This is a genomic window from Devosia nitrariae (assembly GCF_030160115.1).
GTDB lineage: Bacteria > Pseudomonadota > Alphaproteobacteria > Rhizobiales > Devosiaceae > Devosia > Devosia nitrariae.
This window is the reverse complement of sequence record NZ_BSNS01000008.1, coordinates 57425-71797: the sequence shown is the minus strand read 5'-3', so window position 1 is coordinate 71797 and position 14373 is coordinate 57425. Positions and strand designations below refer to the sequence as shown.

The window sequence follows — 14373 nt, the reverse complement described above, 5'->3', positions numbered from 1 at the left end:
CGCTGCTCCGCAAGGAGAGCTAAACCTGCCACTTATTCGACAGCATTCGGTCCTTCGTCCAGTGCCGCGTCGTAAGCCAGCGACCAACGACGTTCCTGCGGCACGCGATGGATGTCGATATGTCGAAGCAAGCTATTCCGTTATTTGCGGATGATATTTCCGTTTTCGCACGGACGCTGAGCCTGCAGCTGAAGAGGGAGAATGGTCCGCCCTCGCATTTGAGCCTCATGAACATGCTGGCGCGGGCGGCAGGATACCGCAACTTCCAGCACCTGCGTGCCGCGCAAAGGGCCGGCGATCGCCTCGGCAGGTCGTCCGGTTCGCAGAACATCGATCACCGCCTGGTCGAGCGCACGCTCTTCCAGTTCGATCAGGCCGGGCGGCTGCGACAGTGGCCCTCGCGCCGCACCGTGCAGGAATTGAGCCTCTGGGCCCTGTGGGCGCGGCTGCCAGCTGGAGCAAATCTCCACGAGCGGCAGGTCAACGATCTGCTGTACAACGAGCATCACTTTGGAGATCCGGCTATCCTGCGCCGCAGCCTGTTCGGCATGGGCCTCGTCACACGCGAGCGCGACGGCTCCAACTACCGCCGCCGGGAGGTGCGCCCGCCCGCTGAAGCGCGCGAACTGATCCGCCTGCTCGAGCAACGGCGCGAGACGCGGACACCGGCGTCTGCGGTCGCCTGAGGTACGGATCATGCACAAGGGATCATGCCTCTGCGGGGCCGTCCGTTTCACCGTCGAAGGGGACCTGTCCCCGCCCACCGCCTGCCATTGCACACGCTGCCGCAAGTTCACCGGCCACTATGAAGCCGGCACCGATGTCCCGCGCAGCGCCGTGACCGTCGAGAACGCACAGACCCTTACCTGGTACCACTCCTCGGAAAAGGTGAGGCGCGGGTTCTGCTCGGTCTGCGGCTCATCGCTGTTCTTCGACCCAATACATGTCGATCGGATCGGCATCTTCATGGGCGCGTTCGACACCCCGACCAACACGAGCCTTGCCATGCACATTTTCGTGGCCGACAAGGGCGACTACTACGAGATCACCGACCGACTGCCACAGAACCAACAATAGCATGACCACCATTCCGACGCTCCGCACGCAACGCCTCACGCTCCGCCCACCGGTCTTTGCAGACTTTCCCGCTTACGAGCGGCTGATGGCCTCGCAGCGCTCGGTCTATATGGGCGGTCCGTTCGACATGCGCGCCGCCTGGGGCATGTTCTGCCACGACGTGGCGCTCTGGGAGCTCTTTGGTCATGGCGCGTTGATGATCGACGTGACCGAGACCGGCACGTGCGTCGGGCAGATCGGCATCAACCACGGCCCGCTCTTCCCGGAAAAGGAACTCGGCTGGATGATCTATGAGGGACATGAGGGCAAGGGCTACGCCACCGAAGCGGCTCACGCGCTTCGCGACTGGGCCTTCGGCACGCTGGGCCTTTCCACCCTCGTCAGCTACGTCGATCCGGGCAACGCCGCGTCCATCGCTGTCGCCCAACGGCTGGACGCCGTTCTCGATCCGGATGCCGCCAAGCAGGATCCGGAGGATCTGGTGTTCCGGCACGCCCGGCGGTAGCCGTCTATTTGGCCGGCATCATCCGCAGCGAGATGAGCACGCAGACGAGCGCCGCGACGCCCAGGCCCGCCGCTGCGAAGAACGAGGCGACGCCCCATTGGGCGATCAGCCAGCCGAAGGTCATGAGGGTGACGACGCTCATCGCCTGCTGCAGCACGAAGGCAAAGCTCTGCGCTTCGGCTGCGATGTCCTCGCTGGTCCAGTTGGCGATGAAGTGCACGAGCCCGAAATAGCCGAGTGCGTAGGTCACCGCGTGCAGCGTCTGCAGCCCGAAGAGCACGCCGATCGGCGGGTTGAGCCCCATGACCGTCCAGCGCACGATCGTCGCGAGCGCAGCTGCAAGGATCATGTGTCGGGCGCTGACCCGCGCACCCACCCGCCGCCAGACGAACATCATCACCGCTTCCGCCCCCGCCCCCACGGCGATGAGCTGCCCGATCGTGCCTTCCGAAACCCCCTCATTGTGCCAGACGAGCGCCGCCAGCGTCGAAAGCACCGCATGCGTGGCGTTGACGAGGGCATAAGCTATGACCGGCAGCACGAACCAGGGCTTCATCACCTGCTTCAGCGCTCGGGCCCGCGGTATGGCTGCCGCCACGACCTCCTGCGTTGGCGGTGCGCGGAAGCGCGGCAATTGCAGCGCGATGAGGGCGCGAAACAGCGACAGCCCAACGAAGAGCGGCACGAACGCCACCGAACCCCACCAGACGATCGCCATGCCCGTCAGTGCCGTGCCGACCACGTACCCGACGGTACCCCACGCCCGCACCGTCCCGAAATCGCTGCCGTTGCGCGTGGTCATCCGCACGGTCGCCGCATCGACGACCGGCGGGATCGAACCCGAAGTGACTGCCACCAGCGTCCAGACCAGCAGGATCCCCCAGAACTCATCGACGAAAAACAGCCCGATGGGCACCGATCCGGCGAGCAGAGCCATGATGAGGATCATCGTGCGCCAGTCGCTGGCCCTGTCTGCGAGCCGCCCGATGAAGAGATTGATGAGCAGGAGCACCAGGACGGGCACCGCGTTGATGATGCCGATCTGCTCGGGTGAAATGCCCCTGCCTGAAAGCCAGATTGCGAAATAGACCGCGCTCACCGACACCGGCAGGAATACGGTGAAGTGGAAGACCGAGGCGCGCGTTTCCGCCCGCGCAAGGAACGCCAGGAACGACGACATCTAGCGAAATACGCCCTTCAACTCGGCCTTCTCGACCTTCGGATTCATGAGAACGAGGGATGCAAACACCATCACTGCACCTAGCCCCGAAAGGAGCGAAGCCACGAAAAAGGCGCCCGCCCCGAACGCTCCGGCCAGATATCCGAAGCCGACGAGGGCAATGACGGTCACCACCTGCCGGATCATCATGAAGAAGCTCTGCGCTTCGGCCGCGATGTCCTCGCTCGTCCAGTTGGCGATGAAGTGGGTAATACCGAGGAAGGTGAGCCCGACCGTTGCCAGGTGTAGCGTTTGCAGAGCGATCAGTACCCACACGTCGGGCTCGAGGCCGAACCCCCACCAGCGGATCACTCCGCAGATGCAACCGATGACGATGAGGTGCCGGGCCGCAAACCGCCGCGTAATGCGTTCGAAATAGAACATGGCGAGGATTTCGGCGGTCGGAGCCACCGCCCAGAGAATGCCGATCACCCAGCCGGGCAGCCCCGCCTCGGCCCAGATCAGCGCCCCGAACCCCATCTGCATCATATGGCTGCCGTGGAGAAGCGAGGCGCCGATGAGGGTGAGGATGAACCATGGCTTCCACAGTTCGCCCCTGCGCACCGCCACCAGCGGACTGATCGGCGCATCGATCGGATAGGTCGGGCGGAAGTGGTCGTCATGCCCGCGAAACAGCGGCAACTGCAGCGACAGCGCCGCCCGCACCAGGCTCACGGCAATGAGGAGCGGCACGAAGGCGACAGCGCCCTGCCAGTCGAGCACGAGGCCGGCGACAAGTGTCATGACGACGAAGCCGATAGTACCCCACACGCGGATCGCGCCGAAATCGTAACCATTGCGACGCGCCATTCGGTATGTGGCGGCATCGACCACTGGCGCGATCGCCTGGAACGGCACAATCAGCAGCGTCCAGATGATGAGGACGGGCAGGTAACCATCAGTGAGGAGCAGGAAGAACGGCGGAATTGCCGCGAAAATCGAGCCGGCTACGATCACCGTGCGCCAGTCGCTCGCCCGATCGGCGATACGCCCGACGACGAGGTTGATGGCGATCATGGCAAAGATCGGCGCAGCATTGATAAAGCCGATCTCTTGAGGCGCGACGCCTCGTTCGGTCAGCCAGATCGGCAGGAAGGGATTGGAGACGGCCCCGGTCATGAAGAGGCTGGCATAGTAGACACCCGTACGGGCGGCGGGCGAGGCCAGGCGCGCCGCCAAGGTCGGACCCATCGAAAATACGCTCCGGGGGAATCTCGCGAAACAACGCATCACACAATGCGCGCGCCGGGTGAGGCTGGCAAGGCGCGACCCATCCAATCGCGCCTCAATTCGGCAGCTATCGCCGCCCTTGGGGGAGATGCGAAGGAATTTGTTTTGGAATAGAGAGGGCCTAGCTCGCTTTTGCGAAACGGTGATGTCGGGGGCCTTCCGCCGGCACCAGCGCCGACAGGAACTGATCCCCACTCACCTTCCAGGTGAAGCTTTCCGCACGAGCACGCGCCGCCGGGCGCGGGAGCCTCAGGGCCCGCGCGATCGCGATGCCCAGATCGGCGTCCATAGCCCCGGCATTCTCGGTCAGCACGTCACGCGGACCCGTGACGGGATAGGCGGCCACAGGCACACCCGAGGCCATCGCCTCGACCATGACGTTGCCGAATGTGTCGGTCAGGCTTGGGAAGACGAAGACGTCAGCACTGCGGTAGAGCGATGCGAGTTCCTCGCCGAACTGGTAGCCGAGGAACACCGCATCTGGATAGCGGTGCTGCAGTTCCTCGCGCTGCGGCCCGTCGCCGACGACGATCTTGGTGCCGGGCATATCGGTCTTGAGAAAGGCTTCGACGTTCTTTTCCGGCGCTACCCGTCCGACATAGAGTAGGTGCGGCCCGGGCAGATCGAGGAAACGGTTTTTGGGTCCCGGCGAGAAAAGCTCGGCATCGACCCCGCGCGACCAGAGCTTCAAGTGCGTGAAGCCGCGTTCCTCGAGTTCGGCGAGCATGGAAGCCGTCGGCACCAGCGTTGTTGCCGCGTCCGCATGGAACCAGCGCAGATACGCATAGGACCAGTCGGGGGGCACCGGCACGCGCGCGGCCACGTATTCCGGGAACCGGGTATGAAAGCTGGTTGTGAACCTCAGGCCCGTATCGGCGCAGTGCAGCCGCGCCTGCAGGCCCAGCGGCCCTTCAGTCGCGATATGGATGTGATCGGGCATATCCTCATCGATGATGTGTCCCACCGCCCCGATTGGCGTCAGCGACAGACGGATTTCCGGATAAGTCGGCACGGGTACCGTCCAGAACCGCTCAGGCGTCAGGTATGTCGTCACGATCCCGCGCCTTGCCAGCTCCCGTCCCATCGCCGACAGGCTGCGCACCACCCCGTTGGTCTGGGGATACCAGGCATCGGTGACGATGAGGACTTTTGTCGGCATTCAGGATACCGCGCGCCGAAGCCGGAAGCGGCGCGGCTCGCCCACCGCCATCTCGGTCCATTTGACGAGTTCGAAGCTGCCGTCGTCATTCTCGACCACCGCCGTACAGCTTTCCACCCAGTCGCCGGTGTTGATGTAGTGGATGCCGAGGCGGTCATGCATGTCGGCGAAATGGATGTGCCCGCAGATGACGCCGTCGACGCCGGATTCGCGGGCCTCGTGCACCAATGCCTCCTCGAACCGCCCGATGATCGACACGGCATTCTTGACCTTCTGCTTGGCCCACGCCGAAAGAGACCAGTATTGCAGTCCCAGCCGCCGGCGCACCCAGTTGAGCGCCATGTTGATCCTGAGCGCGGCGTTGTACGCCCAGTCACCTACATGGGCGAGCCACTTGGCGTGCATGACTACGACATCGAACTGGTCGCCATGGATCACGAGGTAGGTCTTGCCCTGAGCGCTGGTGTGGATGGTCCGATCGACGAACTCCACTTCCCCGAAATAGGTTCCCAGATACTCGCGCAGAAATTCATCGTGATTGCCGGGCAGATAGATGACCTTGGAACCGGAATTAGCCTTTTCCAGCAGCACCTGCACCAGAACGTTGTAGTCGCTCGGCCAGTGCCAGGACTTGGCCAACCGCCAGCCGTCAACGATATCACCCACGAGATAGATCGTGTCGGCATCGTGGTGGCGTAGGAAGTCCGTGAGTTGACCGATTCGACTCGGGCGCATGCCGAGGTGAACATCGGAAATGAACAACGCCCGTACGCGCCGCATCTGGCGGGTTTCGGTCATCAGCGAATCGTCCCTGGTCCCGTCGACATTACCGTGCCGCATGCCGGCGACGGCCATGTGACAGTCTACCCCCTTGGGAGAGCGGAGGAAATAGTGGCGGCGAACCAGCAGTCGCGGTCAGCCTGGCGATTTAGCGAATGCGGTCCTTGAGCGCCACAATGCGCTGGTAGCTTTCGGCGATGCGCGCGGCAAAAGCGGGGTCGGCTTCGGCCTCGGCCACCAGAACCCCACGGATCTCGTCGGCGAGCGAGGCGCGTGGGTCCGAGGTATTGGAAAAGAGCAGCACGTCCATGCCTGCACGCACCGCCCGGGTCACCGTTTCCTCAAGGGTGAAGTGCTTGCGGATCGCGCCCATTTCGAGGTCGTCGCTGATGACGACGCCGGTAAAGCCCAACTCTCCGCGCAGCACACCATCGATCCATCGCGGGGTAAGGCTCGAGGGCAGCCCCTCGACTCCTCCCGAATACCTGGCGTGATAGAGGTGTGCGATCATAACGAACTCGTCGTACCCCTCCGCGATCAGCGCCCGATAGGGCTCGAGCTCGCTTTCCTGCCAGGTATCGGTGATGTCGACGAAGCCCTCGTGGCTGTCGGCGGTCGACGAGCCGTGCCCCGGAAAGTGCTTCAGTGCCGTCAGCATGCCCGCAGCCTCATGAGCGCGGATGAAAGTCTGATCGTAGGCGATGACAGTCTGCGGGTCGGCCGCGAACGCGCGTCCGTAGCGGGCGATGATCTGGTTATCGGGGTTGAGGTCGAGGTCCGCCACGGGCCCAAAATTGACGTTGAAGCCGAGCGCGGCAAGCCGCTGTGCCAAATCGGCATAGAGGGCCTCGGCCTCGGCGACGCTGCTGCGGGCGGCAACGGTCGCTGCATCAGGGATTTCGGTGAATCCCACCGCCTGCGTCAGCCGCTCGACCGCCCCGCCCTCCTGGTCGAGTGTGATGAAGGGTGGCAGGTCCGGCGAAGCCGCGCGAAAGGCCGCGTTCATCGCTTCAACCCCGGCAAGGCTCGCCACATTTGGCTTCAGGTACATCACCCCGCCGACATGGCCCTGGGCGATCTCCTCGCGCAGGGCCGCAACCGACCGGTCGTCGACGCTGTCACCCTCAAAGCCGACGACAATCATCTGCCCGGCCATCTCCTCGAGGCTTTGGGCGTGGACGCCGCCCGATGCCGCAAGAACGAGCAGCGGGGCGAGGAAGCGCAGGACTAAGGATTTCGGCACGAGGGCGCTCGCGGTTGGATTCGTCTAGGCCCTACCCTGGACGAGCTTTGTGGCCGAAACAATCGCACTGGAAGACTGAACGCCGCGGCGCTCCTCTCCTCTAGGAAAGAGAGTAGAACAAGGCACCGAGCCCTTTCCCCTTGAGGAGAAGGGCTCGGTGCTTGTGTCCGCTCAGAGGGCGCGAAGCGCAGTTTGCACGCGTTTCGTACCCTGTTCACACATCTTGCGGCTGGCGCGCCATCTCAGGATGGGCCCCATCCTGAGATTTCTCAACAGCCGCAAGGTGCTGGTGGAGGACACCAGTTCCTCTCTGAGGCCCATTGAACCTTTTACCGATTGAGCCTGTTGTCGACGAGGTTGGTGACGACGGCGGGATCGGCGAGGGTGGAGGTATCGCCGAGATTGGAGAAGTCGTTCTCGGCCACCTTGCGCAGGATGCGGCGCATAATCTTGCCCGAGCGCGTCTTGGGCAGTCCTGGCGCCCACTGAATGAGGTCGGGGGTGGCGATCGGGCCGATCTCCTTCCTCACCCACGCCCGGAGCTCGTCCTTGAGGGCGTCGGTGTATTCCTCCCCGGCCATCAGCGTCACATAGCAGTAGATGCCCTGCCCCTTGATGCCGTGCGGATAGCCGACCACCGCCGCCTCGGCCACCTTGGGATGCGCCACCAGCGCGCTCTCCACCTCGGCCGTCCCCAGCCGGTGCCCGGAGACGTTGAGCACGTCGTCGACCCGCCCGGTGATCCAGTAATAGCCGTCCGCGTCCCGCCGGCAGCCGTCGCCGGTGAAGTAGTAGCCCTTGTAGGTGGCAAAATAGGTGTCGACGAACCGCTGGTGGTCGCCATAGACGGTGCGCATCTGCCCCGGCCAGCTGTCGGCGATGGCCAGCACCCCCTCGGCCTTGACCTGCTCCTGCAGCCGGCCCTCGGGCGAGAGCACCACCGGCTTGACCCCAAAGAACGGTTTGGTCGCCGAGCCCGGCTTGGTGGCGATGGCCCCGGGCAGCGGCGTGATCATGAACCCGCCGGTCTCGGTCTGCCACCAGGTGTCGACGATCTCGCAGCGCTCGCGCCCCACATGCCTGTGGTACCAGAGCCAGGCTTCCGGGTTGATCGGCTCGCCCACCGACCCCAGCAGCCGCAGGCTGGAAAGGTCGTTCTTTTGCGTCCACTCGGCGCCCGCCCCCATCAGCGCCCTTATCGCCGTCGGCGCGGTATAGAAGATGTTGACCTTGTGCCGTTCGACCACCTGCCAGAAGCGCGACGGGTCCGGCCAGTTCGGCACCCCCTCGAACATCAGGCTCACCGCCCCGTTGGCCAGAGGTCCATAGACGATGTAGCTGTGCCCGGTCACCCAACCGACATCGGCGGTGCACCAGTAGACCTCGCCCTCCCGGTAGTCGAACACCAGCTCATGGGTGAGGCTCACCCACACCAGATAACCGCCGGTGGTGTGCAGCACGCCCTTGGGGCTGCCGGTCGAGCCCGAGGTATAGAGGATGAACAGCGGGTCCTCGGCATTCATCGGCTCGGGCGGGCACTCGCCCGCAACGCCGGCCGCCTCCTCGTCGAGCCACAGGTCGCGGCCCGCGACCATCGCCACCTCGCTGCCGGTGTTGCTGACCACCAGCACCGTTTCCACATCCGGGCAGCTTTCCAGCGCCTTGTCGACATTGGCCTTGAGGGCCACCGCCTTGCCGCCGCGCCGGCCTTCATCGGCGGTGATCACCAGCCTGGAGCCGCAGTCGTTGATGCGCCCCGCCAGCGCCTCGGGCGAGAAGCCGGCAAATACCACCGAGTGCACCGCCCCGATGCGCGCGCAGGCCAGCATCGCATAGGCCGCCTGCGGGATCATCGGCAGGTAGATGGTCACCCGGTCGCCCTTCCTGACCCCCCTGGCCTTCAAGACATTGGCCAGCCGGCACACCTCGTCGTAGAGCTGGCGGTAGGTGATGTGGCGCGCCTCGGCCCTGGGATCGTCCGGTTCGAAGATCAGCGCCGTCTGGTCGCCGCGTGTGGCCAGATGCCGGTCGATGCAGTTGGCCGAGACATTGAGCTCACCGTCCTCGAACCAGCGGATCGACACATCCGGGTAGGCAAACGAGGTGTCCTTCACCGTGCTGAACGGCACCATCCAGTCCAGGCGGCCAGCCTGCTCGCGCCAGAACCCATCAGGGTCCGAGATCGAGCGGGCGTAGAGAGTCTCGTATTGTTCCGCGGTCGTGCGGGTGCGTGCGACAGCCTCAGCGCTTGGCGGGAAAACGAGCTCCTCGCTCATGGACTCCTCCTCATCTCTTCGGGGCTCCCGTTCTAATCGCGCACCATCCACCGGGCAAGGGCCTGGCGGACCGGACCCGTTAACCGCTTGGCGCAAGCACGCTTCGGCCTCAAGGCCGGGTCTGCTAGCATGTCCCTTCATCTGGAGCGTACGATGAGCGAGACGATCGAGCTGCAGCAGACTACATCGGCACCGGCCGCCGAAACGCCGCGCGAACGACCTTACCGCGCCGCCACCTTCGCCGACATCGACCTCGTCCATGAGCGCCTGATGGAGGCCATAGAGACCTCGCCATTCTACATTCCCGAGTTCAAGACCTACGAAAAGGCGCGGCTGACCAAGGACCATTTGGCCGGCCTCATCGAAGCCGATCCGTTCCACATCATGATCTTCGAGCGCGACGGCGCGCCCGCCGCCTTCATGATCAGCGGTCCGGAGCTGGGGACGCTCTGGCTATACTGGTCCTACGTGTTTCCCGAGCACCGCCGCTCGAGCCTCGGCGCCCATGGCATGCGCGCCTTCATCGAACACTGGAACGACGGCCGCTTCCACAAGATCGCCACCTACACCAAGGCCGGCAACGACGTCGCCGCGCTGATCATGAAGCGCTATGGCTATTCACTGACTGCAACGCTCGAAAAGCACATCTTCGGCGAAGACTACCTGCTCTACGAGCGGCCGCTGACCAAGACCGTATCCGGCTATGATCGCGGCATGCAGGGCGGCGTTTCCGCCAAGGTCAGGCGCCGCATCCGGCGCCTGCTGAAGCGCTGATCACTCTGCCGGCGTCGCCCGCTCGATTGTCCGGCGCCACCGCTGGAAGATCGACACGTCGACCTTTGCGGTCTTGAGTGCCGTCCACCATAACGCTCCCGACCACAATGAGATGGCAAAGAGCGCCGCCAGAGCCGCTCCCATCAGCCCGAAGGCCGGCACCAGCAGGAAATTGCCGCCAACAAGAGTCACGACTCCGAGCCCCACGGCCGGCAGGCTGGCATAGGGCCTGTCGTGGATGGACAGCACGAGAGAAGCCGGCCCCAGCAGAGAGCGCACGACGAGCGCGAGACAGAGGATGGCGAGCGGAACAGCGCCGGCTGAAAATGCCGGCCCGAACAGCATCAGTGCAAACGGGCCCGCGATTAGCATGACTACGAACAGGAATACCGAAAGGCCACCGGCGACCAGGTTCGCCTCGCTCACCTTGCGGTTGAACCCGGCCCGGTCCTGCCTGGCCTCGCTTTCGAACATTTCGGGCATGGTGACGGCATAGACCGCCGCCACGCCGAACGAGACCAGCGAAAAGACCCTGGTGCAAACCCCGAAGATCGCCAGTTCCTCGCGCGACAGCAGCGCGGCAAGAAGCAACAGGTCGATATCGAAGAAGAAATCGGTAGCAAGCCCGATCACCACCCACGGCAGCGCAAAGCGCCACCAGCGCCGCGGTTCGCGCGTACTGGCGGTCCCCTCGTCGGCGACGGCGAGAACGGTGGCGACGACAAACCCGAAATGTATAAGGCAGATAGCGACGTAACCACAGGCGACCCACCAGAGCAGAGCCGTGAATGCTGCATCGGCGTCGGCAATGGCGGCGGCTGCCGCGAACCCCGCGATCACGATCATCGGGCGGAACAGTGTATCGGCAAAGAATCCGGCGAACGGCCGCTTCATGCCGACCAGCACCGCTCCGTTGACGAAGACCATGGTCGTGCCGAATGCCAGAAGCATCACTGGCAGGAAGTGCCGCGCGACCGTCCCCTGCCCCAGTCCGAAGAGAGAAAGGAGCGGCTGACCAGCAACCAGGAGTACAGCAAATACCAAGGCAATGTGGCCATAGGCGCGTGCGAGGAAAGCAACGAGTTGCCGCCGGTTGCCGTGCGCCCGGTACTCTGCCGCGAAATAGCCGCCGATGGTCTGGAATCCCAGAGGCATGGTCACGGCGACGAGGTTGACCGTCGCGATGATGACGAGGTATTCGCCCAAGATATCGGCACCCCAGGTGCGGGCGATCAGCGCCTGTACGACAAAAACGATACCCGCGCCGAACAGACGCGCTGCGAAGATGACGCTCGACTGGGAGGCCAGCCGCCGATAGAGGCTCATCGAGCCTCTCCGTTTTCCGCCGATCGCGGTTGATCGGGCCGCGCCTTCGGGTTGCGCCAGGCATGGATTGTGCGCTGCACCTGATGATAGGCATCGCGCGCGGCAAAAGCCCCCTCACCGACCAACAAGGCCATCGGGTTGTCGGCATAATTGGCAACGGGGGGTACCGGTCGGATAACCCCCGCCTCACCCACCATCCCCTTCTTGAACTGGTGCAACCCCTGATAGCCGTCGGTGCCGCCGAGGTCGTACCAGTTGGCGCGGGTATTGTCGCGCAACCACCGGATGACGTGCCAGTGCAGGAAATAGCCGGCCCGCAGGGGAAGAGCCCGGTCGCTCGTCGCCCCATAGAGATAAACGGCCCTGTCGCCTGCCGTGAAGATGATCGCCCCGGCAACGATCCCGCTCTCGTGCCGCACGAAAAAGAGCTCGGGCCGCAAATTCGGCGGCTTCATCGTCATCAGCGTATCGACAGTGTCGTAAGCCGAATGGTCGGAGAACTGCTTGCGGTCAGTCATGGCGCTGTAGAGGGCGTGGAACTCGTCCATGCGCGCGACGTCCGCATGCTCGAAGGCAAGGCCTTCTTTTTCCGACTTGTTGAGGTGATAGCGCCATTTCTGCGCAAAGCTCTTGCGCAGCCCGGCGTCGTCGAGCCTGAGGTTGACGATGTAGCGGCTGGGATAGAGAAGCTCCGAGCCGCGCCGAAAGCCACGCTCGACAAGATAGCGATGGCGTCTGTTGTCGGCTTCGAGCGCCGCACGCGGCAGCACCGAGAGCATCATGCCGCGCGCTCGTGCGTAGTCCGCGATCAGCAACTCGATCATGCCGGCATGGATAGCCTCCGCATCCGCCCGGCCGGCGTCCTTGAGCATCGGCCCCCATTTGGAAACGGCGATCGCGCCGAGCCGCAGCGGCAAGGGCTGGATCATCATCAGCGCACCGCCCACGAGTTCGCCGCCTTGCCGGAAGAGCACGGGCTCCTGCACGGTTCCCGGCCAACGTGTGGCCGAGAACGCATGGAGCTGCTCCTGGCAGACCTCGTCGAAATCGGCAACGGCCGCGTCCCACGCGCTGCCGGATGCGATCTCGACCGTCAGGCCGAGAGCGGACGCTGCATCCTTTGCCGCCACGGCCGGCAAGGCTGGCGACGTTTGCTCTTCGATGGCTGACATCAGATGATCCGCTGCGAACTCTCTTCGCCGGACACTAGCGCCAGAGGGTGTGCAAAACCCTATCCCGACGGACCAAATGCCGCAAACCTGCGCCCTTGGTTACCGAAACCTGGCGGCGTGCCGCCCGGTTAATGCGCAGCGGCGGGAGCCGCATGCCCCCCATAGATGAAGGGGATATGCGGCAGCGTGTAGCCGAGAACCTGGTCAGCGCCTTCATAGACCATCTTGATCGCCACGTAGAGGATGATGAGCAGCCCCACCCAGGCGATCCAGCGGTGCCGGTTGAGAAGCTTGGCGATGAAGGCCGACGCCACGCCCATCAGCGCGACCGAGAGCACGAGACCGAAGACCAGCACCTCCCAATGGTGCTGGGCCGCACCCGCCACGGCCAGAACGTTGTCGAGCGACATGGAGACATCGGCGATGATGATCTGGATGACAGCCTGGCGCAGCGTCTTGGGCGCCGCGCCGCCGGCGATGGTACCGTCTGCGTTGAGGTCGGCGTGAGCGACGGCCTCGGCCGCTGCTTCATGCTCGGCCGGCGAGATGCGCAGTTCCTCATACATCTTCCAGCAGACCCACAGGAGAAGCAGGCCGCCGGCGAGCAGCAGGCCGGTCATGGCAAGGAGCTGGGTGGTGATGAGCGCAAAGCCAATGCGCATTACCGTCGCCGCCGCGATACCGATTAGGATCGCGCGCCCCCGCACTGCCTTGGGCAGTCCCGCCGCCGCCAGGCCAATGACGACAGCGTTATCGCCAGCGAGAACCAGATCGATGAGGATGACCTGAAAGAATGAGGAAACGAAGCTGGCGTCGATGCCAAACGGCATAAGGGACCTCCGGGGGCGGGCGGCTTGAGGCCGCTCCATGACGTTCAGATTGCACGCCGACGCGGACCGGGCCTGAGGGACTCGGTCGTACGGAAGCGGTCAATCTGACATGAAAACCTGTCTGGCGCCTGTCAGCGCCGGCCTTTGGTGGGTGCACAAGGACTCGAACCTTGGACCCGCTGATTAAGAGTCAGCTGCTCTACCATCTGAGCTATGCACCCGGCCACCAAAGTGGCGCCTCTCTATCAAAGGGTTTTGGCCCTGTCTATAGGACGAGCGCGCAAAAACTGCGCGCTCGTTAACGTCGTCGCGGCACCCCCATCCGCGAGCCCGGTTCCCTGGGCGTCTTTCCTCATGCACCGGTTACTGCGGCGATCCGTACCGCTGGCGCCGGAATTCGGCGAAGTCGAGCACATTGTCCGCCCGCCTTGGCTGGCGGCGTTGGAATTCGTCCATTAGCCCGATCGTACGCTCGATGATATGGCGCAATTGCCGGGAGCGGGTATCAGAACCCTGCAGAATGACCGCAGCCTGCTCGAGGTGGTCGCGGGCAAGCAGGAAAGTGGGGAGCATGACGCTGTCTCCAGGGGTGGTTGAAGGGGGTGAGAATCGGCCTTGGCCATGGGACGAAGGTGAGCCGGCATGCCTTCACGGACCTTTCCGCAGAAGCTGCAATTTGTTGAAAATTGAGTGCAATGAACACCGGGCCGCAAATCCTCTGCCCCCAACGGGTTGCGCGGGATGAAGGTGCGGACGTCCTGTGCAAAACATGGGGGCTGTGC

14 protein-coding genes and 1 tRNA gene are annotated in these 14373 nt (G+C 64.0%); 4 read left to right on the top strand and 11 right to left on the bottom strand.

Translation table 11 applies throughout. From position 1 onward, the window contains the following. Window positions 1–119 precede the first annotated feature (119 nt). The 3 genes from QQK18_RS09425 to QQK18_RS09415 are packed head-to-tail and all read left to right on the top strand — an operon-like array spanning window position 120 to window position 1582. On the top strand, window positions 120–686 hold the full coding sequence (locus QQK18_RS09425) for a DUF2087 domain-containing protein (protein ID WP_284340078.1): 567 nt from the start codon (window positions 120–122) through the stop codon (window positions 684–686). Between the two features lie 10 nt (window positions 687–696). Then, window positions 697–1077, top strand: coding sequence for a GFA family protein (locus QQK18_RS09420; protein WP_284340077.1), 381 nt, complete (start codon window positions 697–699; stop codon window positions 1075–1077). A gap of 1 nt (window position 1078) precedes the next feature. Then, on the top strand, window positions 1079–1582 hold the full coding sequence (locus tag QQK18_RS09415) for a GNAT family N-acetyltransferase (RefSeq protein ID WP_284340076.1): 504 nt from the start codon (window positions 1079–1081) through the stop codon (window positions 1580–1582). Window positions 1583–1586: 4 nt separating this feature from the next. On the opposite strand, the gene QQK18_RS09410 is transcribed toward QQK18_RS09415, so the two are convergent. The 6 genes from QQK18_RS09410 to acs form a co-directional block, all read right to left on the bottom strand. Continuing rightward, window positions 1587–2762, bottom strand: coding sequence for an MFS transporter (locus QQK18_RS09410; protein WP_284340075.1), 1176 nt, complete (start codon window positions 2760–2762; stop codon window positions 1587–1589). Beyond that, window positions 2763–3992, bottom strand: a complete 1230-nt coding sequence (locus QQK18_RS09405; protein ID WP_284340074.1) for an MFS transporter — start codon at window positions 3990–3992, stop codon at window positions 2763–2765. It abuts the gene before it with no gap. Window positions 3993–4152: 160 nt separating this feature from the next. Beyond that, complete coding sequence (locus QQK18_RS09400; protein WP_284340073.1) at window positions 4153–5190, bottom strand: glycosyltransferase family 4 protein; 1038 nt, start codon at window positions 5188–5190, stop codon at window positions 4153–4155. Beyond that, window positions 5191–5988 (bottom strand): UDP-2,3-diacylglucosamine diphosphatase, encoded by a 798-nt coding sequence (locus tag QQK18_RS09395; RefSeq protein ID WP_284340096.1) that lies wholly within the window; start codon window positions 5986–5988, stop codon window positions 5191–5193. 130 nt (window positions 5989–6118) lie between these two features. Further along, window positions 6119–7213 carry a glycoside hydrolase family 3 N-terminal domain-containing protein gene (locus tag QQK18_RS09390; protein ID WP_284340072.1) on the bottom strand — a complete coding sequence of 365 codons (1095 nt, stop codon included), beginning with the start codon at window positions 7211–7213 and terminating at the stop codon, window positions 6119–6121. Window positions 7214–7542: 329 nt separating this feature from the next. Next, window positions 7543–9489, bottom strand: coding sequence for an acetate--CoA ligase (acs, locus tag QQK18_RS09385; protein ID WP_284340071.1), 1947 nt, complete (start codon window positions 9487–9489; stop codon window positions 7543–7545). A gap of 153 nt (window positions 9490–9642) precedes the next feature. Between acs and QQK18_RS09380 the strand changes: the two genes are divergently transcribed. Beyond that, window positions 9643–10263, top strand: a complete 621-nt coding sequence (locus QQK18_RS09380; RefSeq protein ID WP_284340070.1) for a GNAT family N-acetyltransferase — start codon at window positions 9643–9645, stop codon at window positions 10261–10263. On the opposite strand, the gene QQK18_RS09375 is transcribed toward QQK18_RS09380, so the two are convergent. The 5 genes from QQK18_RS09375 to QQK18_RS09355 all read right to left on the bottom strand — a co-directional run bounded on the left by QQK18_RS09375 (window position 10264) and on the right by QQK18_RS09355 (window position 14164). Then, on the bottom strand, window positions 10264–11589 hold the full coding sequence (locus tag QQK18_RS09375) for a lipopolysaccharide biosynthesis protein (protein ID WP_284340069.1): 1326 nt from the start codon (window positions 11587–11589) through the stop codon (window positions 10264–10266). Beyond that, window positions 11586–12761, bottom strand: coding sequence for a lipid II:glycine glycyltransferase FemX (locus tag QQK18_RS09370; protein ID WP_284340068.1), 1176 nt, complete (start codon window positions 12759–12761; stop codon window positions 11586–11588). The genes QQK18_RS09375 and QQK18_RS09370 overlap by 4 nt, the downstream gene beginning before the upstream one ends. 128 nt (window positions 12762–12889) lie before the next feature. Further along, window positions 12890–13591 (bottom strand): TerC family protein, encoded by a 702-nt coding sequence (locus QQK18_RS09365; RefSeq protein WP_284340067.1) that lies wholly within the window; start codon window positions 13589–13591, stop codon window positions 12890–12892. 145 nt (window positions 13592–13736) lie between these two features. Further along, window positions 13737–13812 (bottom strand) — tRNA-Lys (locus QQK18_RS09360). Window positions 13813–13954: 142 nt separating this feature from the next. Next, on the bottom strand, window positions 13955–14164 hold the full coding sequence (locus QQK18_RS09355) for a hypothetical protein (protein ID WP_284340066.1): 210 nt from the start codon (window positions 14162–14164) through the stop codon (window positions 13955–13957). Between the last annotated feature and the right edge of the window lie 209 nt (window positions 14165–14373).